The following is a 24036-nucleotide window of genomic DNA, read 5'->3' as shown; positions in this document are numbered from 1 at the left end:
GCAGCAGACCGCTAGCATCTAGGCCGTGACTGCTGTGGGGCTGGATGAAGATGCCGTTTCCGCGTGGATAACCGGGCTCGGTGTGGGGGCGATCGCGCCGCTGAGTTTCGAGAGGATCGGCAACGGTCAATCGAATCTCACGTACGCGGTCAGTGATTCGGGCGGTGGACGGTGGGTGCTGCGCCGACCGCCGCTCGGCCACCTGCTCGCATCAGCGCACGACGTCGTCCGGGAACATCGGATACTGTCCTCCCTGCAGGGCTCTGGTGTCCCGGTGCCGAAGATTTTGGCCCTCACCGAGGATCCGGACGTAACCGATGCGCCGCTCGTGCTGATGAGCTATGTGGCGGGGACGGTCCTCGACAGTGTCGGGGTGGCGGAGAAACTGACACCCGAGCAGCGGCGAGCGTTGGGGCTCGCGATGCCGAAGACCCTCGCGAAGATTCATGCGGTCGATCTTGCAGACGCCGGTCTGGTCGACCTGGCCAGCCACAAGCCGTATGCGGCAAGGCAGTTGAAACGATGGGCGGACCAGTGGGAGAAGTCGCGTACGCGCGAGGTACCGGCTGTCGAGGAACTGGCCGACGTTCTCCGGCGCAACATGCCTGAGCAGACCGAATTGTCATTGGTGCACGGCGACTTCCATCTGAGCAACGTGATCACCCTTCCTGAGGAAGGTGAGATCGTCGCAGTGGTCGACTGGGAGTTGTGCACCTTGGGAGACCCCCTCGCAGACGTCGGTGCTTTGCTGGCCTACTGGCCCGAAGCGGGCGACGAGTTCGTCGGGCCGTTCCCTACGTCCACGCTCGAAGGGTTCCCCACCCGTTCGGAACTGGTCGAGGCATATGTCCACCACACCAAGCGCGACGTGACCCATGTGGGGTACTGGCACGTTCTGGCTTTGTGGAAGCTGGCGATCATCGCCGAGGGCGTGTTGCGCCGTGTCATCGACGACCCCCGCAACAAGGCCGGCAGCGGTGCACCCACGGCCAAGTTGGTCGACGGGATCATCGCCCGTGCCGTGGCCACCGCGGAGGCAGAGGGCCTGCGCTGACGTCCGAACGGTCCGCGATGCTTACTCGAAGTCCGCTACCACGAGCAAATTTGCAGCGCTTCGTATTTCGTGGGGGACGGGCACTGGCTTCCGGGTCTTCGCGTCCACGTATACGTGGACGAAGCGGCCCTGGGCTGCGAGTTCGAGAGCATCGTTGTTCTCTCGGAAGATCGCGAGCGCGTAGACGATACTCCGAGTACCGAGTTTTTCGACGGACAGCCCTACCTGCAACTGCTGCGGGAACGTCAGCTCGCTGATGTATGTGCAGGAGGTCTCGGCGACCACCCCGATGGCGGGGAGCTCGCGCACATCGGTGCCCGTCGTAGCGATCAGCCAGGCGTTGACGGCCGTATCGAAGTATGAGTAGTAGGTGACGTTGTTGACGTGCCCGTAGTGGTCGTTGTCTTCCCAGCGGGTCTGTACCGGCCAGAGGACGGGGAAGTCCGCGGCGGTCGTCAGGGTTGGGGTGTCCTCATCTCTCACCGCCCCGACCCTAGTCCCACAGAGCTCACCTCACGATCGTGAATACTCCGAGGCCCGTCGAATCTCTTCGGGGGTCGGACGCACACCGGTGTAGAGGACGAACTGCTCTGCTGCCTGCAAGGCGATCACTTCGGCGCCTGTGATGACGGTTTTGCGGCGCTCGGCTGCGGCGCGGATCAGTGGTGTAGCAGCGGGCGCCGCAACTACGTCCATCACGACCTTCGCCTCGTCGATCGCATCGAGTGTGAAGGCAAGCTCTTCGGCCTCGGGGCCGCCCGCCATGCCGACCGGTGTTGCATTGATCAGCAGGTCCGGCCCTGCCGTGCCGAGCTCGCGTCGCCAGTCGAATCCGTACTGATTCGCCAGGGCGTTGCCCGTATCCTCATTGCGGGCGAGGACGGTGACGTCGGTGAAGCCATAGTCCCGAACGGCCGCGACCACAGCTTTGGCCATGCCGCCGCTACCGGCCACCGCCACGGAGTGCGAGTGCGGCAACCCGTTGTCGCGCAGCAGATTCACGACCGCCTGATAGTCGGTGTTGTAGGCGTGTAGCGTGCCGTTCTCGTTCACCACGGTATTGACGGAGTCGATCGCCGCCGCAGAGTCGTGTAGCACGTCCACATGCTCGATGATCCGTTCCTTGAACGGCATCGAAATCCCTGCGCCGCGAATCCCGAGGGCGCGAATACCACCGACCGCACCCGGAAGATCGCTCGTGGTGAACGCCTTGTAGACGAAGTTGAGGCCCAGCTCGGCGTACAAGTAGTTGTGAAATCGGGTGCCGATGTTGCTGGGTCGACCGGACAGCGAGATGCAGAGCGTAGTGTCTTTGTCGAGCTGGTTCATCCGGCAAATGCTAGTAGCGGACAGTAGTCCACCCCTGCCCTCGGCTCCGAATTACATGGTGACGACGGGAAGGAGCAAGGCGGATGGGTAGCACGATCGGTGACCGGCAACATGCCGCCACGGCGCCCCGCGGAAGAAGCCACCTATTCCTGCGCGCACTTGCCGGAGTGATTTCCGCCGGAGTTGTGCTCGGGGTGGGCGAACTGATCTCCGTGCTGATCGATCCGAACTCCTCGCCCTTCTATGCGGTGGGGTCGACCACGGTGGACCGCAGCCCCGCCTTGATGCGCGAATTTGCGATCGACACCTTCGGCACCAACGACAAGTCCGCGCTGTTTGCAGGAATGGCGATCCTGATCGTGCTGATTGCGGCGGCCGCGGGTATCGCGGAGCGGCCGCGGGCCCCCTTCGGAAGTGCGATCATCGCTGTCCTCGGCGCGGTAGGGGTATTCGCAGCGGTAAGTCGGCCGGGAGCTACCTGGAGTTTCGCGATACCGACAGTGGTCGGTGTCGTCGCAGGGATCCTAGTCCTGCGTGTTCTCACAGCTGCCGGTCAAATACCGGAAGAGACGGATGCGGAGGATTCGTGGATGCCGCGGCGGAGCTTCCTGCTGTTCGCCGGCGCGGCAGCAGCACTGGCGGCAGCGGCCGGCGCCACTGGACGACACCTGGGGCAGCAGATCGCCGGAGCGGTGGAGAACCGCCGCGATTTCACCGTCCCCGTTGTGACGGACACGGCGGCCCCGATCCCGCCCGGTACCGACATCGGCGTGCCGGGTGGCACACCGTTCATCACATCGAACGCGGACTTCTACCGCATCGACACCGCATTGCAGGTTCCGCGCTTGACGACAGACGAGTGGCAGTTGCGCATACACGGCATGGTGGACAACGAACTCACTCTGACGTGGGAGGATCTGATCTCTCGGACTCCCGTCGAGCGGGTGATCACCCTGACCTGCGTCTCGAACCCGGTTGGTGGCGATCTCGCCGGCAATGCGACATGGGTCGGGTACCCGATTGCCGACCTTCTCGACGAGGCGGGCGTGCACCCCGACGCCGACATGTTGCTCTCGAAGAGTAGCGACGGTTTTACGGCGGGCACTCCGGTCGAGGTTCTGCAGGACGGGCGGGACGCGATTTTGGCGGTCGCGATGAATGGGCGGCCATTGCCCTTCGAGCACGGTTATCCGGTGCGTCAGGTGGTACCGGGGTTGTACGGATACGTCTCGGCCACGAAATGGGTGGTGGATTGGGAACTGACGCGATTCGACAGGGCCGAGGCTTACTGGATCCAGCGGGGCTGGTCGGCGGAAGGGCCGATAAAGACCGCCTCTCGGATCGACGTCCCAGCCGCGTCCGCGTCGATCGAACCCGGTCGAGTCCTCGTCGCGGGCACCGCATGGGCGCAGCACCGCGGGATCGAGAGGGTAGAGGTGCGTGTCGACAACGGCCCGTGGCAGACTGCGACTTTGGCAACGCAGTACAGCATCGACACATGGCGGCAGTGGACCTGGGAGTGGGACGCGACATCCGGTCGGCATACCCTGCAGGTGCGGGCGACTGACCTCGACGGCAATGTTCAAGTGCAGGAGCGGACCCAACCGGTCCCGAGTGGCGCCACCGGATGGGACACCCGGTCGGTGAGGGTGCCCTGAGCCGTTCAACGGCAGTGTGTCCTGAGCCGTTCAACGGCAGTGCCGCGCCACGTCGGTGAGAACCTCGTGATCGGCCCGCGTCACCGGAAGCTTGTACTCGACCGCGACGGAGAGATACTTGCCCGCGTAGAAACAGTGATATGCCGGATTCGGCGGCAGCCAGTCTGCTGGGGTCTGGTCTCCCTTGTCCTGGTTGTCGGCACCGTTGACGGCCAGCAGATTGAACATGATGTCGTTGGCGAATCGGACTCGCAGGTCGTGAGGCCACGTTGATGCGCCCATGTCCCAGGCCGCAGCGAGGGGGTAGACGTGGTCGATCTGGACTTCGTTCGCTTCGCCGCGGTCGAATGAGACGACGTCGCCGGAGTATGGGTCGGCCAGGACCCCACTGAGCACGACGCAGTCGTGGGTGCCTTTGCGGAAAGTGACCGAATGTAGGTCGGTAGCGAGAACGTTGTTGCGGGTGTCGCAGCCGTCGTGCCCGCCGGCAGCGTCCTGATCGTCCGTCCAGGCCGGCCCGAACACACACAATTCCTTGCCGGAACATCCGCGCTGGTATCCGCCCGGATGAGGTCGGAACGCCACGGTCTCGACGCGGTCGAGCAACTCCTCGACCTGCGCGCGGGTCGGGCTGTTCGGTGCCGGACCGGGTCCGCTCAGCTCGAGAATCGACACCCCACAACCGCCGACCGACAGGGCTATTCCAGCGGCCATCACCGCGGCCATCCCCACTAGGGCCGCCCGCAGCACTTTCATTCGTCCCCCCGATCGACGAGTGCGCACTCTCCGCCGGGAGTATGCATCAAGCCGCCGACACGCAATGCGAAACGGTTCCAGCCCCCTCGAAGGTGTGTAGTAGTTCGAGCCTCACTCCGGTGACTCGACGTCCCGGCGGTGAGAACCCCGCTCAGGGAACGGCTGTGCGCGTTCAGCGAACGGTAGACGCACCGCCGCGATCGAGGACAGATGCGCACCGTCGTGCCCGATCACCCAGGAACCACCGTTCTGCCGGCATTCTGCGAGGAGGTCGAGGGTGCGCAGCAGGAAGAAAATCGCTTCGCTCGGCACTGGGCTTACCGCCAGGCGATGCGACTCACCGTGCTTCATGCCGTCGAGCCACACACCGGACTGTCCGTCCAGGCGGATTGTCACGATGTGGGTTGCGTCGACAAACGCATACTTCCGCTGCTCCCACGGAGTGGTGAGCGAGTAGCCCTGTTCGAGAACCTGGATCAGGATGCTCATGGCCGACTCCCGAGTTTCGCCGCCCTAGGAATTGAACCTAGCTCCGTCATTTTCCAGCATCTATCACTGCAGGGCGGAAAGCTAGACCTGCTAACCGAACTCGTCAGTGGCCGTGGGCCTCCACGGCGGCAGTTCAGGAATTGAGCGAACCGGTCTGCCAGTTCCCGAACAACGATTCGAGCGCCAGGACGAACTCGAGAAAAATGGGCGAGATCTCTCCGATGTCTATCATCTGCTCCCCTCCGATGGCCGAAATCGTTTGTGGCAGTCGGCCCGATGACTTCCGGCCCCGATAACTTCCGGACCAGTGCTGCCACCTCCTCGTTCCTCAGAGGAGCGTAGTAGAGGTTGGAACGCTCGGTTGGGGTTTCCCACAACTATCGGGATCTTGGAGCGGACAAACGAAAGCCTCCTGCCGGTGAATGGGTGTCTGAGCACCTCTGTTCACGCGGGCAGGAGACTTGTCGTTGTCTGGCGACCAGTTGCAGCCCGTCACCGTTACGCGACCAGGCTGCCTGGTGGTTGCTTCTACCCGAAGCTACCGCCGATCAAGAATCCCAGGATCGCCCCCAGCACCGAGCCCATATTCACAGAGCCGCCGCCACCCTCGCCAAAGTCGCCAAAGCCTTCCATGTGTACTCCGATCTTTGAATTCACTGTGTCAGTGCGCCGACCAAGTGTCGGCGTGGACACTGCCACGCTTTCCATCCGCAGATCGCAGTCAGAACTCAAGCTGCGGATCATAGACGACGGTACACGAAATTTTGGCGGTTTCCAGGAATGTGTTTTTGCTTTGTGATTACTTTGGTGGAGGTTGCGGCATTATGTGAATGTTCCGATGTCCACCGCATCGGGCCCGAAACACTCGAATGGCCAGCTCTCGTGCCAGTTCCGGCAGAGGCCAGTGAACTCCTGCTCGCGGCGCCTGCCCACGACCGCGATTTGTCGGAAATCTGCCTTCGGTACCGATTTCGTTGCACCGCAACGAGTCGGATCTGGGGTGGATCGGGTCCGGAAGTTGGCGGGGCGGTTTCCACCTATCAACGACGCCTTCGCGATGTTCCCAGCGAGCCAGACAATTTCCACCTTCTGCTTGTGCGGACAGCTGCTTGTGCGGACAGCGAAAAGCCTCCTGCCGGTGAATGGGTGCCTGAGCACCTCTTCGCACGCAGCAGGAGGCTTTCGTTGTCTGGGTGACCAGCGGCAGTGGTCGCCATCCCGCGACCAAGCTGCCTGATGGTTGCTTCTATCCGAAGCTACCGCCGATCAGGTTCTATCCGAAGCTTCCACCGATAAAGAACCCCAGGAGCGCTCCCAAGAGCCCGTCAAAGTCCATGGAGCCGTTGCCGCCGTGGTTGAAGCCTTCCATCTGTACTCCGATCTTTGAATCCGTTGTGTCAGTGCGCCAGCCGAGTGTCGGCGTGGGCACTGACACGCTTTCCATCCGCAGATCGCAGTCAAAGCTCAAGCTGCGGATCCTAGACGACGGTACACGAAATTTTGGCGGTTTCCAGGAATTCGTTTTCGCCTGATTGGATGGGCTCATGCTGCACGGACTCTGGACACCCGGGGCTGGGCTCATGCTCTGGACCGAGGACAGCGATCCGGGCGCTGAGTCCGCGGACCCTGTTGGACGAGTACTTCGGCGGAGGTTTCGGCATCATGTGAATGTCCCGGTGCCCACCGCATCCGGACCCGAGATACTCGAACGGCCAGCTCTCGCGCTGGCTCCGGAAGAGGCCAGTGAATTCCTGCTCGCGGTGTCTGTCCGCGACCACCGGCTCGCCGGGGATCTGAGATACCTCGCTCATCTCGTGCGCGGAATCGAGAGGTGGGTTCGTGCTGGGCGAGTGGTCCCCGAGGTGCGCCGAGCGGAAGGTAGTTGGTGGCCGCGCTGGCGTCTGCTCGGTGGCGAACGCCAGCGCGCGTGGCTGGCGGAACTCGCCGTCGCGATGCCACCCGTCCAGCGCTGCGACACAAGTCCGCGCACGGTGCTCGATGACGTCATCGCTGAACTGACCGACCCGGTCACGCGCCATGTCCTCGCCGAGTGGTCGGTAGGAGACGGCAGCCCCGGCATGCATCCGTTGATCGACGCCCTGATGCAGGGGACCGAGTACGACGACGGCACGGCGGCGCTGTCCGGGTCGCTCGACAGATGGCGGGACAGCCTGACCGTGGATGAACCCGAGTTGGTGCTGCGACTTCTCGAGCCGGACGACGTGCCTGCGGAGCAAGATCGCGATCCCGACACGGTGTTGTGGCGCCTTCAGGTATGCCTTCGTCCCGAAGGTGAAGCACCGGTACCGATTCCGTTGCACCGCAGTGATTCGGATCTGGTGCGTATCGGGGTCCGGAAGCTGGCGGAGGCCGTTGCCGCCTATCCACGCCTGCGTGATGTTCCCAGCGATTCCGAAAATTTCGACCTTCTGCTCCCCGTAGCGGTGGTGATCGATCTGGTCGGGCACGGCGCGATGGCATTGAAAGAGAAAGGGTTCAGCCTGTTACTGCCGCGGGCATGGAGCGAAGCGTCGCCGTCGATGCGACTGCGGGTCAGGTCGCCGGGTACTCCGGCGACCGCGGAGAACCGGTCGGTAGGACAAGACCAATTAGTCAGGTACGACTGGGAGTTGGCTCTCGGCGATACGGTCTTGACAGCGGCGGAGATGAATCGGTTGGGGCAGGCGCAGAGCGATCTCGTGAAACTGCGCGGCGAGTGGGTGCGGGCCGATCATCGAGTTCTTTCCCGCGCAGCCCGCTACGTGGCGGAGTGGAGCGGTAGCGGCGACCGCGCGATTGTTGACGTCTTGAAAGATCTCATCGCAGGTGACATCGCCGATCTCCCAATCGAGGAAGTGACCGCGACCGGATGGGCGGCTGCACTGCTCGACGGCGACACCAGGCCACAGGACGTGCCGATTCCGGAGGGCCTGGACGCGACGCTGCGGCCGTATCAGAAACGTGGTCTCGACTGGCTTGCGTTCATGAGTAGTCGAGGCCTCGGCGCTGTCCTCGCCGACGACATGGGCCTCGGGAAGACGCTGCAACTACTCGCGCTGCTCGCGCACGAGAACGCCGACACGCCGACGTTGCTGGTGTGCCCGATGTCCGTGGTCGGCAACTGGCAGCGAGAGGCCGCCCGATTCGTTCCCGCACTGAGGGTGCTCGTCCACCACGGCCCGCAGCGGCGCAGCGGCGACGCTTTGCGCGAATCGGTCGCGCAAAGCGACTTGGTGATCACTACGTACACACTGCTGGCCCGTGACGTCGCGGAGTTGAAGGAGAATGCCTGGCGGCGGGTCGTGCTGGACGAGGCCCAGCACATCAAGAACCCGAAGACGTCGCAGGCGCGCGCCGCCCGGGGTATCCCCGCCGCACACCGCATCGCACTGACCGGGACGCCGGTCGAGAACCGCCTCGACGAACTGCGCTCCATTCTCGATTTCGCGAATTCGGGGATCCTGGGTTCGGAGACGATGTTCCGCAAGCGCTTCGTGGTGCCCATCGAGCGCGAGCAGGACGAGCGGGCGCTCGCCCGGCTCCGCGCGGTTACCTCGCCTTTCGTACTGCGCCGCGTCAAGACCGATCCCGCGGTCATTGCCGATCTGCCCGACAAATTGGAGATGACCGTCCGCGCCAACCTCACCGCGGAACAGGCTGCGCTCTATCGCGCGGTGGTCGACGACATGTTGACGCAGATCCGAGACCGGAAGGGGATGAAACGCAAGGGGGCCGTTCTCTCTGCGCTGACGAAACTCAAACAGGTGTGCAATCACCCGTCGCATTTCCTTCGAGACGGTTCGGCAGTGATGCGCCGTGGGCAGCACCGTTCCGGCAAACTGGGGCTCGTCGAGGACATCATGGAGTCAGTGCTCGCGGACGGAGAGAAAGCACTGCTGTTCACCCAGTTCCGCGAATTCGGCGATCTCGTGACCCCGTATCTGTCCGAACGCTTCGGTACATCCGTGCCGTTTCTGCACGGCGGCGTGTCCAAGACGAAGCGCGATGACATGGTGGCCGCGTTCCAAGACGACGGCGGGCCGCCGATCATGATGCTCTCCCTGAAGGCGGGCGGAACCGGTCTCAATCTCACTGCGGCCAACCACGTCGTGCATCTTGACCGGTGGTGGAATCCGGCGGTGGAGAATCAGGCCACGGACCGGGCGTTCCGCATCGGTCAGCGGCGCGATGTGCAGGTGCGGAAACTGGTGTGCGTCGGCACGCTCGAGGAGCGGATCGACGAGATGATCGCTACCAAGCAGGATCTGGCCGATCTCGCGGTCGGAACGGGTGAGAACTGGGTGACGGAAATGAGTACCGAGCAGTTGGGTGAACTGTTTCGTCTCGGTGACGAGGCGGTAGGGGAGTGACCAGCCGCGGACCCGGACCGAACTTCGGTCGATACGGGCGAAAGCGACCTGTCCTGGGCGGGCTCGAGACTCGATCGCAACGGGGGCCGTTCGGTCGCACGTGGTGGGGACGTGCCCTCGTCGACATCATCGAGTTCAACGCCGATAAAGGAAGGATGAGTCGCGGACGGACCTATGCGCGCGGCGGCCAGGTGATCTCGCTGGAGATTTCCAGCGGGATGGTGACCGGGGAAGTGCAGGGCAGCCAGCTTCAGCCGTTCGTCGCGACCGTGTCGGTCGATCGCCTCGACCCTGCGGAAATCGAGGAACTCGCCCATCTGGTTCGACGACAGCCGGGCAGCCTTGCAATGTTGGCAGGTGGGGAAGTGCCGGAAGTTCTGGGGCCGCTCTTGGTGCCCTCCGGGGCGTCAGCGCTGAACTATGGCTGTACTTGCCCGGACGACGGCTGGCCGTGCAAGCATGCGGCGGCGCTCGCATACCTCACCGCCGAGCGTATCGACGAGAACCCGCTCGAGATCCTGACCCTGCGAGGTGTCGACCTCGACCTGCTGATCGACGGCGTATGGAGGAACTCCTCCGACTCCGATACTGACGACTGGTTCGGCGACGGGACACAATTGCCCGCACTGCCTGACGTGGAACTCCGGGCGGCGATCGACGACCTCGATCCCATGCTGCTTCGGAAGGCTCTCCGCGCGGTGAGCGAGGACGAGCGCGAGGTCGACGCGGCGATCAGAGAGTTGAGAGTGCTGTATCAGCGACTGCTGTGAACGTTCAAGACTGCTGCCGGCGAAGAGCTTCGAGATCGACGACCTCGCCGCGATTGATGCTGACCCAATCACGCCCATCCAGATACGGGCGAAGGCGTGTGCCGATGATCTCGAGATCGGCGCCCGACTTCGGTCTTTGCAACTCGTACACATGAGGCAAATCGGCCATACCGGTCACGACGTCCCACAGGATCAGCGCATCCTTGCCCGTGGGCGGGTCGACCAGAACCGGTCCGAACAGGCACTGGTCGCCGAAGAACAGCGTTGGGACGCCGTAACCCCCGGCTGCCGTAACCCGATGGTGGTCGGCTTTGATCTCGTCGTGCGTGCTCGGATCGGCGAGCGCACGGTCGAGTACGTCGGCATCGACTCCGATCTCCTGGAGAATCCGCCGCGCGACTTCCGGGTCGTGCGGTTTCCCGCCGGCTACGTGTAGTTCGTGGCCGATTGCGGCGTACCAACGGTCGAGCAGTGTCATGTCGGCGCGACGCAACAGCACTCCGATCCGCATCAACGACCATCCGTAGGACCAGTCACGTTCCCACGGGTGTTTCTTGCCCTCGACCCGATTGACTTCCTCGAGACTGAAGAATCGCCAGTTGACAGTCACGTCGAGCTGCTCGCGGACCTCACGGATCCACAGCGATGTGTTGTACGAGAACGGGCACATCGGGTCGAAGTGGAAATCCACAGTGGAGTGCTTCATGAAACCTGGTTCTTGTTCGCTGGGCAGGGCTGTCACCTGAAACTACCGCCTGCGTCGAGATATCCGTCGATGGCTTGTTGCAGGCGGTCGAGCGCGGCGCCGTAGGAGGTGAACCCTCCGGTGCTTTGGGCCTCGCGCAGGTTGGCCAGAGCATCGTTGAGTTCGAGCACAGCGGCGGTCAGCTCCTCGGGAACGGGCTCTGTCGGTTGCGCGGGGACCAATTCTCCCGGCTCCGGTAGCGTCTCGGGTTCCGGTGGAGGTGAGGTGGCCGCATCGCCGCCCGGTGCGGTCGCGGCAACACCGGTTCCGATCCCGAACACCTGATCGAGCGCTTCTGCGAGTGTGGGCGCGTACCCGACGAGGACACCGCCGGTGCCCGGATCTCGATAGCTGACGAGGACGCGGGAGAGCTGCGGAAATGTCGATCCGGCAGCGGAACTGGTCAGACGCTCGGTGAATAGGGGTTCGACGTAAAGGATTCCGCCATCGGCGATCGGCAAGGTCAACAGATTGCCGTAGTGGATGCGGTTCGACCGTTCGAGAAGGGTTCGCTCGGACGCCACCCGGGTATCGGAGATCATCGAGTTCTGAGTTTGTTGGGGCCCTTGGGTCTGGGTATCGGTCGGCAGTTGAAGGATCTCGATTTCCCCGTAGCCCTCCGGGTCCGAGCGCGCGGAGATATAGGCGGAGAGGAACTCTCGGTTGAACCCGACCATCGCGCTCGTGAGGCGGAAGGACGGTTCCGCGGTCTCCTGATCTCCCACGAGGATGTAGTACGGCGGTTGTTGACCATTGGTGTCGGCGGTGGGGTTGCTGGGCACCGACCAGAAGGCGTTGTTGGTGAAGAACTCTCGCGGATCGTCGACGTGGTACTTCGCGAGGCGTTCACGCTGGATCCGGAAAATGTCTTGTGGGTAGCGGAAGTGCGCTCGAAGGTCCTCGGAGATCGACTCCGGAGGTTGCACCGTGCCCGGGAAGATCTTCATCCATGCGGCCAGAACCGGATCGTCCTGGTCGATCTGGTACAGGGTGATGGTGCCGTCGTACGCGTCAACGGTCGCCTTGACCGAATTACGGACGTAGGAGACTTCCTCACGCTGAGGGGGGACGCCCGGGGTCGTGACGACGGGTTCGGTAAGGGTTCCGGGCTGAGAGTAGGGGTAGTGCTCGAGGGTTGTGTAGGCATCGACGATCCAGACGATCCGCCCGTCGACGACCGCAGGGTAGGGGTCGGCATCGGTGGTCAGCCAGGGTGCGACGAGTTCGACACGGGTTCGCGGGTCACGGTTGAAGATGATCTTGGAATCGGGCCCGATGGCGCCGGAAAACAGAATATTGCGCTCCGCGTACTTGGCGGCGAACGCCAGCCGGTTGAACAGGTTTCCGACGGGAGCCCCACCGGCACCGGTGTAGGTGTACGTGGTTGTGTCAGTGTCATATTCGCGCGGTGCCTCCCCCTCTCGTGCACCGACGATGGCGTAGTCCGGGCTCGCCTGTGAAATCACCTCACCGAAGTAGATGCGGGGCTGGTCGACCGGGATCAATTGTCGGTCGGTGTCCTGGGAGGCGATGTCGCTGACGGTGTAGATGGGGTATCCGCTGTCGCTGCTGGCACTTTCGCCGACTTCGTCACGGACGGCGGCATTGACACGGTTGGCGGGTGCGGCGACGAAACCGTTGCCGTGCGTATAGACGGTGTGCCTGTTGACCCACTGAGTCTGGTTGCCGCTGAGACTGTTCGGTGACAGCTCGCGAGCCGAGACGATGTAATCGCCGACTTCTCCGTCGATGGTGTAGCGGTCGACGTCCAGAGTCTCGGTGAAACCGTAGAAATTCTTCAGCTGCTGCTGCTGGGTAAAGGTGGGCGAGAGCACATTCGGGTCGAGCAACCGGGCGTTGGCGATGGTGGTGACATCAGCAGGCAGATTTCTGGGGGACTGGGTGCCAATTCCCGGATAGGCCTGATACTCGACCTTATCGGGCCCGAGCCCGTAGGCCTGGCGGGTCGCCGCGATATTGCGTTCGATGTAGGGGCTTTCGCGGTCGGCGGCATTCGGACGCACAGAGAACTGCTCGATCAGTGCAGGGAAGATTCCTCCGACGAGAATCGAGGACAACACCAGCAGGGCGGCGGCCATGGCGGGGATCCGGAGATCTCGGACGACGGTAGCGGCGAAGAAAGCTATCGCACAGATCACGGCGATCGAGAACAGGATCAGCTTGGCCGGGAGCACGGCATTGATGTCGGTGTACCCGGCGCCGGTGAAGGTGGGTTCTTTCCGGCTACCCCAAAGCAACGCGTACCGATCCAACCAGTAGGCGACAGCCTTCAGCGCGATGAACGTGCCCGCGAGGACCGCGAGCTGGATGCGTGCCGAGCGGGTCACCTCGATCCCGCTGCTCTTGGGCTTTTGCGACAGCCTGATTGCGCCGAAGAGATAGTGGGTGCCCAGGCTTATCAAAAAGGCGAGGAAGACAGCGACGAACAGCCAGGTCAGGATTAATCGGTAGAGCGGCAGGTCGAAGACGTAGAAGCCGATGTCGTGCCCGAACTCCGCGTCCACGGTTCCGAAGCTGCCTCCGCGTAGGAAGAGTTGCACCGTGTCCCAGTTCGCTTGTGCACTGAGTCCGAAGGGCAGGGCGAGCAGTAGGGGCAGGCCGATGCCGAACAATCGCGTTCGCCTCATGACCACGGTCCGATACTGCTCGATCGGGTCCCTCGTGGCCGCGGCCGCCGCGAACAGTGGGCGGGAACGATAGGCCGCCGCCAGCGCGGCGAAGATCACGGCACCTATCAGAAGGGTTACTACGGCGAACAGGATCAACCGGGTGACCAGCACGGTGCCCCACACGCTGCGGTAGCCGACTTCGCCGAACCACAGCCAGTCGGTGTAGACGCCGACGAGGCGAGGGCCTATCAGCAATAGAACGACGAAGACCAAGATGGCGGTGATCAGGGCAATCATCCGCCGGGACAGTGGCCGCAGCCGCTGAGACGGTTGCATGCTCACCTCCCGCGTTCCACCACGTTCGAAGGAGCGGGCGCGCCGGGTGCTGACATTTCCACGAAAGACAACGCGCCCCTTTTGCCCCGATTCTACGGGTAGGAGACTGATCCGGGGGAATATCGCCAGGCCGGAAGACTCCTAGGCGAATAGAGCCCGCCGGGGAACGAGAACGATCGGTGGACGTCGGTGTCGGAGGCCAGGCAGACTTCTATGTGTGAGAAGCAACCGACGCCTCCATTCGCTCGGCCTGTTGCTCTCGGATGGTGAACCCTCACCGCGAGTGTCCGGGGCGGCGTTGACCGGGCTGAGAGTCTTGGCCGGGCTGATGTGGTTGTACAACGTCGTGTGGAAGAACCCGCCGGACTTCGGCCGAAACAGCGACACCGGGTTGTATTACTTCACCCGCGCTGCCGTCGATCATCCGGTGTTTCCTCCGTTCAGTTGGGTGGTCGAGCACCTGGTCTTACCGAATTTTCTGATATTCGGGTGGTTGACACTTGTAGTGGAAACAGTGCTGGCGGTGCTGTTGCTCACCGGAACATTCGTCCGGGTCGCCGCGTTGCTGGGGATCGCGCAGTCACTCGCCATCGGTCTCTCGGTTGCCGAGGCTCCTGGTGAGTGGCCGTGGAGCTACTTCATGATGATCGGCATTCACGTAGTTCTGTTGTGTACGTGGTCGACTCGGTACTTTGCGGTGGATGCCCTGCGGGCACAGGCCCGCAAGGGGAACGGTCCCCCCGCTGCTGCGTCACTGCTCCGTACGTGGGGCATTGTGCTCGCCCTCCTCGGTATCGCCGCCTTGATCGCGTCTTTCCAGACCGACCGGTGGGCATCGGTCGGTGGGCTGGTCGGAACCGAAGACCTGGAAATCGGACTCGGCACCTACAACCTCGCCGGTGTGATCGCTCTGCTGGTGATTGCTGCCTGCACGCTCGCCGCGGCAATCAGGGGCAGCGGCGTCCTCGCGTACGCCGCAGCCGCTCTGTCCGTACTGGCCGCTGTGAGTATCTATCTCCAGTCAAGCCGCACAGACGTCTGGCTGGGCGGCACCAATACCACCGCCGCGGTATTCCTGTGTGCCGCGGTCGTGAGTATGGCGGCGGCACGGTGGCTCGGTCGATCCCACGATCTCGCCGCGTCCGCCTCGAACGTTACGCACCAGGGCAGTTCCTGACGCGCCACGCGCCGTGCCCGGTGATCGCCAATCCGAACTCATACACAGAATCGAGGACTGGATGATTCCACACGAAGCCCTTGGCCAGATCACCGAGATCGCTCGCCGAAATGCCGAGCGGGTCGATACAGAGGGGGTATTTCCCGCAGAAGCTGTGGATGCGCTTCGTAGTAGTGATCTGTTGGGGTTGGTTTTGCCGGAGGACGTCGGCGGCTTGGGGTGCGGACCGATGGAGTTCACCGAGGTCCTCGGCGAACTGGCATCGGCCTGCGGGTCCACTGCGATGATCTATCTGATGCATACCGTCGCCGCAGTCACGTTCGCCGATGCGCCGCCACCGGGGATGCCGGATCTGCTCACCGGGATGGCTGAGGGGGCTCTGCTGGGAACGGTGGCGTTCAGCGAGAAGGGCTCGCGCTCGCACTTCTGGGCGCCGGTCTCGTCCGCTTCCGCGAATGGCAGCACCGTTTCTGTGCAGGCTGACAAGAGTTGGGTCACCTCCGCCGGCTATGCCGATGTCTATTTGGTTTCGACGGGTTCGACCTCCGGATCAGCGGGCGAGGTCGACCTGTTCGCAATGTCGAAAGGTGAGGCGGGGATGACGGTCGCCGGCCCCTGGAAGGGGCTGGGGTTACGGGGCAACGCGTCGTCACCGATGAGGATCGACTCGTCGATCCCTGTTGCCCACCGATTGGGTGATGAAGGCGCGGGCTTCGGGTTGATGATGGATACCGGGCTTCCTTGGTTCAACCTGGGCAATGCTGCCGTGTCGCTCGGCCTTTCGTCGGCCGCGAACACTGCCGCGATCTCTCATGTCAGTAGCGCAAGGCTCGAGCACCAAAACGAGGCGCTGTCGGCGTTGCCGACCATCCGGGCTCAGATCGCGCGTATGGGTATCAGCCTTACGGCTCAGCAAGCCTTCCTGGCGCACGCGGCGCGCAGCGTGGGTGACCCGGATGAGGCGACGATGCTGAACGTGCTCGCAGTGAAGGCATCGGCCAACGATGCCGCCCTGGAGATCACCGACACGGCCATGAGGGTGTGTGGAGGTGCTGCATTCTCCAAACATCTGCCAATTGAGCGAGCGTTTCGCGATGCCCGAGCAGGGTCGGTAATGGCCCCCACCGCGGATGTTCTGTACGACTTCTACGGCAAGGCCGTATCAGGCCTGCCACTGTTCTGAGGGGTGCGCAATGACCAGACCACTGATCGTCGGCGCCGTGGCATACAGCCCCAACATGGTGCCTATCTGGGAGGGAATCCGCGACTACTTCCGCGGAACCGACGCCGAGATGGATTTCGTTCTCTTCTCCAACTACGGCCGCCAAGTCGAAGAACTCATCGCAGGGCATATCGATATCGCCTGGAACACCAACCTCGCCTACGTGCGCACGGTCATGCAAACTGGCGGCCACTGCATTCCGCTCGCGCAACGAGACACCGACACCACCTTCTGCACTGTGTTCGTTGCTCCCCCGGGCAGTGGAATTGCCGGACCGGACGATTTCGCGGGAAGACGCCTCGCCCTGGGGTCGGCGGATTCGGCCCACGCCGCTATCCTGCCTCTGCACTACCTCGCCGAGTCGGGAGTCCCGCGCACCGAGCTGTCCGTCAAGCGATTCGACAGCGACATCGGCAAGCACGGCGACACCGGCCGCAGTGAACTCGACGCGATCGGTGCGGTCCTCGCCGGTGATGCGGACGTCGCCGCGATCGGAATCAGCACCTGGAACGCCATGGGAAAAGAAGAACTGATGCCGGACGCGGTCGAGGCGGTGTGGCGTACACCCGAGTACTGCCACTGCATGTTCACGGCCATGGACACCCTGCCCGCCGCGCGATATACGCCCTGGGTGGACTTGCTACTCGACATGGATTGGGACATCCCAGAGCATCGCAAGATCCTCGAACTAGAGGGGCTACGACAATGGGTGCGCCCGCACCTTGACGGCTACAAGAGCCTGTTCGAGGCAGTCGAGAAACAGGGTGTGGATTCACGATGGTGATCCTGGACCTGATGCGACTGATGACGGGACTGTCCGATGGTGGGACCGGTGAGGTTGCAATCAGGTCTGGTGAGGATCTCATAATGGCCCGAAGATGGTGCGCTCACAGCGGAAACACCATAGTTCGGGAGGACGTCGATGCCAGTGATGTCGGGACGCTTGTCGTACGGCGCGGCCATGCTCCCGACCCGCGTGACGTGCTGGGTCCGGATCGGATGCCGGGCGCACGGCTCTGGCTCTACACGAACTTCCACTGCAACCTCGCATGTGACTACTGCTGCGTCTCTTCGTCTCCACGGGCTCCGCGTCGCGAGCTCGGCGTCGATAGGATCGCCCGGCTGGTCGCCGAAGCGGCCGATTGGGGGGTCGGGGAGATCTACCTGACCGGGGGCGAGCCCTTCCTCCTTCCCGACATCGGGGAGATCGTCCGCATCTGCACCGAGGCATTGCCGACCACGGTCCTGACCAACGCGATGGTGTTCAAAGGGCGAGGGCTGCGGTCGCTCGAGTCGTTGCCCCGGCAGGGTCTCGCCTTGCTGATCAGCCTCGATTCCGCCACCCCCGGCCTTCACGATTCGCATCGCGGGTCCGGTAGCTGGGCCAAAGCGGTGGCCGGTATCCGGTTGGCCCTGGAAATGGGGTTCCACGTGCGCATCGCCGCCACCATCGCCTCGCCCCAGCCGGGCACGATCGCCGAATTGCATGAGTTCTGCGATCAACTCGGCATAGGCCGCGACGACCAACTGATCAGACCCATGGCGCGCCAGGGCGCTGCGGTAAAAGGACTGGTCATCTCTACCGAATCACTCGTACCTGAGGTCACCGTCACCGCAGATGGCGTCTATTGGCACCCCATTGCTGCTATCAACGACGAGGCGCTCGTCACGCGCCAGATCGAGCCCCTGCGGCCCGCGCTCGACGAGATTTACGAGAGGTTCACCCAGCAATGGGAGGTCGCAGCCACCGCTGCCGCACTGTTCCCCTGCGCCTGAAACTTCGCTATGTGAAACATTAATCGCGGGGTATCGAACCTGCTCTGAAGGGAGGTGCGAACTATCAACAAGCCGTCTGATGAGAATGGACTCAGCTACCCGCACGTTGGTGCGACCCGTGAGATGCCTTTTCCCGCAGGGTATCACCATCTCGTCGAGCGGAAGGTAATCGGCTCGGATGCGGCGGCATTCGACGCCGCGGTCTCGCACCTCTTCGGCTGGGGAATGCACCGTGGCGCCGGGCTGAATGTGCGGGCCAGTGCGCCGACGGCTACGGCCGGAACCGAGGTCGAGCTAGGTTGGGGGATTGGTTCCGCCCGGTTGCGGTTTCGGTGCCGCGTGATCTACGTCGTCGATGAACCGCACTGCAGTGGATTCGCCTACGGTACGCTCGCCGGACATCCCCAGAGAGGCGAGGAACGATTCGTCGTCGAACAGCGTTCGGACGGAACGGTGCTCGCCACTGTTTCCGCATTCTCGAGGCCGGGGCGGTGGTTCACCAGGCTCGGTGGCCCTGCGGGCCGCGCCGTACAGAAGGCGATGGTGCGTAGGTATCTCGAGGCGCTGGCCGTAGGTGTGAGAACCGGTCATTAGTCCGTGTTGTGCGGATCGTGACCTCCGCCGGCCCGATATGTAGCGCTATACGCAAGTTTTCGCGATTCGGAGTGGGTAGGCCGGACTGCCGCAGGTCGAGTATCCTCAGCATTGGATCGGACCGGATCGGACCTATGAGGCGCCCGATCTGGGTGGAATCCCCGAGAGATCTGGAGTCGCCTGAATGATCGCCGAACATTTGCAAGACAGTGTGATTCCCAAGCACGAGCAGCTCCGTGCGATTCTGTTGCACAAGTGCACCAAGGAGTTGGAACACGGCGACCTCATGACCAGTGAGCGACAACTGATGCAGGACTACGGCGTCAGTCGGATCACCGTTCGTGAGGCCATCGGCCAACTCGTCAACGAGGGGTATCTGGTCCGGGTGCGCGGCAAGGGCACATTCGTGGCGCCCCGTCCCGTGCAATCGAAGCTTCACCTGGCCTCGTTCACCGAGGAGATGCGAGCGCAGGGGCACGCACCGACGACTGTTGTGCTCCTGCGGGAAGAGGACACGGTGCCGGCGGCCACCGCAAAGGCGCTACACCTCGCGCTCGATACACGTGCCTACCATGTCAAGAGACTGCGACTCGCCGACGGCGAGCCGATGAGCGTCGACGACGGGTGGTTCAACGCCACATTGCTTCCCGGGCTGATCGACCTCGACCTCACCGGATCGATCTATCGCGCCACCTCGGACCGGTACGACATGCCCATCGAACGAGCGGAGCAGTCCGTAAGCGCCGACGGTGCCAGCTCGGAGATCGCGACGTTGCTCGGTATCAAGAGGGGAGCTCCGGTAATGCACTTCGACCGGGTCTCCTTCAGCGGCCAGGTCCCCATAGAGCACACCCGCAGCTGGTACCGGTCCGACCGCTATCAACTGCAGATGGAAGTCCAAGGGAACGAGCGCGCCCGCCGTAGTGTGTGAACCGGTCGGCTTATGGCGCCGTCCACTCGAAGAGGTCGTCCCCAGTAGCTACCTGAGCGTCAATCATGTTGGTGATCACAGAATTCGGTTTGGAGTCCATAACAACCACAGGGCAGACGGCCGGGTGTCCCGTCCTGTCGATCTCGTTCGGGTCGAATCGCACGACGGGGTCGCCCGCGTCGACCGTGTCACCTTCCTCCGCCAGCAGCGTGAACCCTTCGCCCTTCAGCTTCACCGTGTCGATTCCCACATGAACCAGCACTCCGCCTCCCGCGGTGCCCAAGATTATGAATGCGTGTGGGTGCAGTTTGAGGATCTTGCCCGAGATCGGGGCCTGCACGTCGAGCGCGCCACGGTCGCGTGCCGGCTCGATCGCGACGCCGGCGCCCACCAGTTGGCCCGCGAACACCTTGTCGGGCACGTCGGCAAGGGCAAGCACCCGCCCGGGGAGTGGGGCGTGAACGGACAGACTCACAGCTCGTCCTCGATGTCGTCGGCCAGCGTTTCCGCTTCGGGGCCGACGACTACCTGAACGACACTGCCGGATTTGAGGACGCCGTGAGCCCCGGCGGCCTTGAGAGCGGCCTCGTCGACCTGGGTGCCGTCCTTGACTTCGGTACGCAGTCGGGTGATGCACGCCTCGATCTCGACGATGTTGTCGGCGCCGCCTAGGCCGTTGATGATTGCGCTCGCTTTGGACATCGGTCCTCCCTTGTCATTTCTTTTCGTACCGTGGATGGAGTGGCCAAGCAGGTAAGCCGGGTCACAGTTTTCTGTTGACATCCAGCGCTCACCTGGTCAGACTGGCAACTGGTTATGACCGGACAGTACCCGTTGCGGGGCTGGTTCACAATAGCTTCCCGAGCGATGGCTTTCGCTGCCGAACACGGGAATTGTCAGGCGCCGATTCGGCGACACGGAGCGCATGGAGAAGGTCGATATGACGGTTGTAGACACGCCGCAGGAGGAGAAGGCTCCGAAGAAGGAATCGAAAGCGTTCGCCGGGCTGCAACGCCTCGGACGCAGCCTGATGCTGCCCATTGCCGTGCTTCCCGCGGCAGGCATCCTGCTTCGACTCGGTCAGGACGACCTGCTCGGGCGTTTCGATTCGCTGCACAGCGCCGCGACCGTCATCTCCGCGGCTGGGCAGTCGGTGTTCACCTGGCTGCCCCTGATTTTCGCGGTCGGCATTGCCATCGGGTGGGCGAAGAAAGCGGACGGTTCGACGGCCCTCGCCGCGGTCGTCGGGTACATGGTCGTGCACGGTGTGTTCGAGGCGATGTCGCCGGTGGTCCTTGCCGGCAAGACCGACCCGAACGGTGGTCAGGCGTTGATCGATTACGGCGTTCTCGCCGGCATCGTGATGGGGGTGCTGTCCGCGATTCTGTGGCAGCGCTTCTACCGCACCAAACTGCCGGACTATCTTGGGTTCTTCAACGGGCGCAGGCTGGTTCCCATTCTCACCGCGGTCGCGGGCCTCGTTGTCGGTGTCCTGATGGCGTTCTTGTATCCGGCGTTCAACTCGGGCCTGACATGGGTGGGCGAGACCGCCGCGGAAAACACCGTAGTTGGCAGCGGCATCTACGGCATGGTCAACCGACTGCTGCTCTCGACGGGGCTGCACCACATCCTCAATTCCACAGTCTGGTTCCTCGTCGGCGACTATCACAACGCGAACGGCGACCTGGTTCGCGGCGACCTCAACCGGTTCTTCGCCGGTGACCCGACCGCCGGCGTCTTCATGACCGGGTTCTTCCCGATCATGATGTTCGCCCTTCCCGCTGCCGCCTTTGCGATCTGGCGGACCGCCAAGCCATCGCAGAAGAAGCTGGTGGGAGGCATCATGCTCTCCACCGCGTTGACCGCGTTCCTCACCGGCATCACCGAGCCTCTCGAATTCGCCTTCATGTTCGTGGCCTGGCCGCTCTATCTGATTCACGCATTCCTCACCGGGACGTCGCATGCGCTGGTCAATGCACTGGGAATCCATGACGGTTTCACGTTCTCGGCCGGTTTCATCGACTACATGCTGAACTTCGGTAAGGCCACCAATGCCTGGATGTTGATTCCGATCGGGCTCGGGTACGCGGTGATCTACTTCGTACTGTTCAGCTTCGTCATCAAGAAGTGGAACCTGCGCACTCCCGGACGCGAGGATGACTCCGAAACCGATTCTTCCGCTTCGGATTTCGACATCCAGAAGGCCGAGAAGTGAACACGGTTGTCGTCTCAGCAGAGGAGCCGCGATGATCCTGCGGGGCAAGGCTGTAGTCGGGGACCGAACAATCGACGACGCCGTAGTGGTTACCGAGCGTGATCGAATTTCCTGGGTCGGCGCCGCCGACGAGTACCGTGGGCCCAGTCCGTTGCCGCAGCCGACTTCCTCGATTTTGCTTCCAGGGTTGATCGACTTGCACTGCCACGGCGGTGGCGGTACCGAATTTTCCAGTTCCGACGCTGCTGGAGCCCGGCACGCTATCAACCACCATCGTGGGCAGGGGACTACCAGCCAGCTTGGCAGCCTCGTCTCGGCGAGGGAGCCGGTACTGCTCCGCCAAGCCGAGATTCTCGCCGGACTGGTCGAAAGTGGCGAGCTTCTGGGAATCCACTTGGAAGGGCCGTTTCTCTCTCGCGCCCGATGCGGTGCGCAGGATCCCGACGCGATCGTGCCCGGCGATCCCGGCTTGTTCGAAAGGGTCTGTGATGCGGCGCGAGGTACGGTCCGGTCGATGACGCTTGCGCCGGAGACCGCGCACTTCGGGAAACTGCTTACCGTGATGCGACGCCGTGGCGTAATACCGAGCCTCGGACACACTGACGCCGACGCCGCCACCACGTCGGCGAGGATCGCCGATGCAGCCGGCCAACCGGTTGTGGCCACGCATTTGTTCAACGCGATGCCGCCGCTGCACCACCGAGCTCCGGGTGCGGCAGGTGCGTGCCTGGCGGCAGCCGGGCGTGGTGACATGATCGTCGAATTGATCGCCGACGGAACACATCTCGCACCCGAAACGGTATCGATGGTGTTCGACACGGTCGATCCGGACCAGATAGTCCTGGTCAGTGATGCCATGGTGGCCGCGGGGATGGCAGACGGCGACTACCACCTCGGTCCATTGGACGTGCGGGTCACGCAGGGAGTCGCGAGGCTCGCGACCAGCGACGGTTCGGAGGGGGCCATCGCGGCCAGCACTGCGCGACTGTTGGACGTCGTCCGCTCGACGGTCGTTGACAGTGGTGTCGACCTCGGTATCGCTGTCGCATCCGCCTCCAGGGTCCCGGCCAGGCTTCTCGGCCTGGAGTTCGAGCGTGGCACCCTGGCGCCGAACCACCGTGCGGATATTGTCGTGACTGATCACCAACTTCGGCTTCGTGGCGTAGTCGTCGGCGGTATGCCTGTGGGGGAGGAAGGAGTCGCATGGAATTCGTGATCCGTCCGACGCTGGCGGAGGTCAGCTCGACCGTCGCGGACATCGTCGAGGGTTACGTGCGTCGAGGCCCGACAACGCTTGGTCTTGCGACCGGATCTTCCCCGCTCGGTAGCTATCAGGAACTCGCGCGCAGGCACCGAGAGTCCGGGCTGGACTTTTCGCAGGCGCAGGCGTTCCTGCTCGACGAGTACGTCGGACTTCCGAGAAGTCATGATCAGTCGTACTTTTCGGTGATTCGATCGGAGTTCGTCGACTACGTGAACCTCGATACCGAACGGGTGCACAGTCCTGACGGGGAATCTTCAGACGTCGCAGCCGAAGGAGAGCGGTACGACGCGGCAATAGCGGAGGCAGGCGGTGTCGATGTGCAGCTTCTCGGCATCGGAACCGATGGCCACATCGGATTCAACGAGCCGGGATCGTCACTGACATCACGCACACGCGTCAAGACGCTTACCGAGCAGACCATCCTCGACAATGCGCGATTCTTCGGCAGCGTCGACGACGTGCCCCATCACGTACTGACTCAAGGGCTGGGAACCATCGGGGAAGCCCGGCACCTGGTGATGATCGCGTTCGGCGAGGGCAAGGCAGAGGCGATCGCCGCGGCTGCGGAGGGACCACTGACCGCATTCTGCCCGGCTTCGGTGATTCAGTTGCACCGGCACGTCACGGTTGTGATCGACGAGGCGGCCGCTAGCAAGTTGCAGCTTCTCGACTACTACCGCTACGCCTTGGATCACAAGCCGCCCTGGCAGGCGTTCTGAT

The 24036-nt window shown here is 63.1% G+C and carries 21 protein-coding genes; 13 read left to right on the top strand and 8 right to left on the bottom strand.

Annotated features, from left to right (window positions below; translation table 11 throughout):
* Positions 1–25 precede the first annotated feature (25 nt).
* Positions 26–1054 carry a phosphotransferase family protein gene (locus BFN03_RS11570; RefSeq protein ID WP_070379122.1) on the top strand — a complete coding sequence of 343 codons (1029 nt, stop codon included), beginning with the start codon at positions 26–28 and terminating at the stop codon, positions 1052–1054.
* A gap of 21 nt (positions 1055–1075) precedes the next feature.
* On the opposite strand, the gene BFN03_RS11565 is transcribed toward BFN03_RS11570, so the two are convergent.
* Positions 1076–1537 (bottom strand): acyl-CoA thioesterase, encoded by a 462-nt coding sequence (locus BFN03_RS11565; RefSeq protein WP_070379121.1) that lies wholly within the window; start codon positions 1535–1537, stop codon positions 1076–1078.
* 30 nt (positions 1538–1567) lie between these two features.
* Positions 1568–2383: a shikimate 5-dehydrogenase gene (locus BFN03_RS11560; protein ID WP_070379120.1), complete on the bottom strand. Its 816-nt coding sequence runs from the start codon at positions 2381–2383 to the stop codon at positions 1568–1570.
* Positions 2384–2466: 83 nt separating this feature from the next.
* Here BFN03_RS11560 and BFN03_RS11555 point away from each other — a divergent pair, with 83 nt between their 5' ends.
* On the top strand, positions 2467–4041 hold the full coding sequence (locus BFN03_RS11555; RefSeq protein WP_070379119.1) for a molybdopterin-dependent oxidoreductase: 1575 nt from the start codon (positions 2467–2469) through the stop codon (positions 4039–4041).
* A 30-nt stretch (positions 4042–4071) separates the two neighbouring features.
* Here BFN03_RS11555 and BFN03_RS11550 read toward each other — a convergent pair whose 3' ends face one another.
* Both BFN03_RS11550 and BFN03_RS11545 read right to left on the bottom strand, forming a co-directional pair.
* Positions 4072–4797, bottom strand: coding sequence for an HNH endonuclease family protein (locus BFN03_RS11550; RefSeq protein WP_232320236.1), 726 nt, complete (start codon positions 4795–4797; stop codon positions 4072–4074).
* Positions 4798–4908: 111 nt separating this feature from the next.
* On the bottom strand, positions 4909–5286 hold the full coding sequence (locus BFN03_RS11545) for a hypothetical protein (protein WP_232320234.1): 378 nt from the start codon (positions 5284–5286) through the stop codon (positions 4909–4911).
* Positions 5287–6830: 1544 nt separating this feature from the next.
* Here BFN03_RS11545 and BFN03_RS11535 point away from each other — a divergent pair.
* Together BFN03_RS11535 and BFN03_RS11530 are read left to right on the top strand one after the other, a co-directional pair.
* Positions 6831–9656, top strand: coding sequence for a DEAD/DEAH box helicase (locus tag BFN03_RS11535; protein ID WP_070379117.1), 2826 nt, complete (start codon positions 6831–6833; stop codon positions 9654–9656).
* On the top strand, positions 9653–10426 hold the full coding sequence (locus BFN03_RS11530; protein ID WP_070379116.1) for an SWIM zinc finger family protein: 774 nt from the start codon (positions 9653–9655) through the stop codon (positions 10424–10426). Before BFN03_RS11535 ends, BFN03_RS11530 begins: the two co-directional genes overlap by 4 nt.
* Before the next feature lie 4 nt (positions 10427–10430).
* On the opposite strand, the gene BFN03_RS11525 is transcribed toward BFN03_RS11530, so the two are convergent.
* Together BFN03_RS11525 and BFN03_RS11520 are read right to left on the bottom strand one after the other, a co-directional pair.
* Positions 10431–11132, bottom strand: coding sequence for a mycothiol-dependent nitroreductase Rv2466c family protein (locus BFN03_RS11525; RefSeq protein ID WP_070380846.1), 702 nt, complete (start codon positions 11130–11132; stop codon positions 10431–10433).
* A 32-nt stretch (positions 11133–11164) separates the two neighbouring features.
* A complete protein-coding gene (locus tag BFN03_RS11520; protein WP_198163260.1) occupies positions 11165–14137 on the bottom strand; it encodes a UPF0182 family protein in 2973 nt (990 codons plus the stop codon).
* Between the two features lie 217 nt (positions 14138–14354).
* Between BFN03_RS11520 and BFN03_RS11515 the strand changes: the two genes are divergently transcribed.
* From BFN03_RS11515 to BFN03_RS11490, 6 genes are all read left to right on the top strand, one after another.
* Positions 14355–15314, top strand: coding sequence for an Rv1678 family membrane protein (locus BFN03_RS11515; protein ID WP_442971845.1), 960 nt, complete (start codon positions 14355–14357; stop codon positions 15312–15314).
* 61 nt (positions 15315–15375) lie between these two features.
* A complete protein-coding gene (gene fadE16 / locus BFN03_RS11510) occupies positions 15376–16497 on the top strand; it encodes an Rv1679 family acyl-CoA dehydrogenase (protein WP_070380844.1) in 1122 nt (373 codons plus the stop codon).
* A gap of 10 nt (positions 16498–16507) precedes the next feature.
* Positions 16508–17320, top strand: coding sequence for an Rv1680 family SBP-like protein (locus BFN03_RS11505; RefSeq protein WP_070379114.1), 813 nt, complete (start codon positions 16508–16510; stop codon positions 17318–17320).
* Positions 17314–18312 carry an Rv1681 family radical SAM protein gene (locus BFN03_RS11500; RefSeq protein WP_070379113.1) on the top strand — a complete coding sequence of 333 codons (999 nt, stop codon included), beginning with the start codon at positions 17314–17316 and terminating at the stop codon, positions 18310–18312. Before BFN03_RS11505 ends, BFN03_RS11500 begins: the two co-directional genes overlap by 7 nt.
* Positions 18313–18366: 54 nt before the next feature.
* On the top strand, positions 18367–18906 hold the full coding sequence (locus tag BFN03_RS11495) for a DUF1990 family protein (RefSeq protein WP_269748436.1): 540 nt from the start codon (positions 18367–18369) through the stop codon (positions 18904–18906).
* A 184-nt stretch (positions 18907–19090) separates the two neighbouring features.
* Entirely contained in the window at positions 19091–19837 is a 747-nt protein-coding gene (locus BFN03_RS11490) for a GntR family transcriptional regulator (protein ID WP_070379112.1), read from the top strand.
* Positions 19838–19847: 10 nt separating this feature from the next.
* On the opposite strand, the gene BFN03_RS11485 is transcribed toward BFN03_RS11490, so the two are convergent.
* Positions 19848–20312 carry a PTS sugar transporter subunit IIA gene (locus BFN03_RS11485; RefSeq protein WP_070379111.1) on the bottom strand — a complete coding sequence of 155 codons (465 nt, stop codon included), beginning with the start codon at positions 20310–20312 and terminating at the stop codon, positions 19848–19850.
* Positions 20309–20539 carry a glucose PTS transporter subunit EIIB gene (locus BFN03_RS11480; RefSeq protein WP_070379110.1) on the bottom strand — a complete coding sequence of 77 codons (231 nt, stop codon included), beginning with the start codon at positions 20537–20539 and terminating at the stop codon, positions 20309–20311. Before BFN03_RS11480 ends, BFN03_RS11485 begins: the two co-directional genes overlap by 4 nt.
* Before the next feature lie 238 nt (positions 20540–20777).
* Between BFN03_RS11480 and BFN03_RS11475 the strand changes: the two genes are divergently transcribed.
* From BFN03_RS11475 to nagB, 3 genes are read left to right on the top strand one after another with little or no spacing between them, the layout of a single operon-like run.
* The gene (locus BFN03_RS11475) at positions 20778–22052 is read left to right on the top strand and encodes a PTS transporter subunit EIIC (RefSeq protein ID WP_070380842.1); all 1275 of its coding nucleotides are present in this window, start codon (positions 20778–20780) and stop codon (positions 22050–22052) included.
* A 31-nt stretch (positions 22053–22083) separates the two neighbouring features.
* Positions 22084–23268: an N-acetylglucosamine-6-phosphate deacetylase gene (locus tag BFN03_RS11470; RefSeq protein ID WP_070379109.1), complete on the top strand. Its 1185-nt coding sequence runs from the start codon at positions 22084–22086 to the stop codon at positions 23266–23268.
* Positions 23256–24035 carry a glucosamine-6-phosphate deaminase gene (gene nagB / locus BFN03_RS11465; protein WP_070379108.1) on the top strand — a complete coding sequence of 260 codons (780 nt, stop codon included), beginning with the start codon at positions 23256–23258 and terminating at the stop codon, positions 24033–24035. Before BFN03_RS11470 ends, nagB begins: the two co-directional genes overlap by 13 nt.
* The last annotated feature ends 1 nt before the right edge of the window (position 24036 follow it).

Origin of the sequence: Rhodococcus sp. WMMA185 (assembly GCF_001767395.1) — a bacterium.
Lineage (GTDB): Bacteria > Actinomycetota > Actinomycetes > Mycobacteriales > Mycobacteriaceae > Rhodococcus_F.
This window is presented reverse-complemented; position numbering and strand designations above follow the sequence as displayed.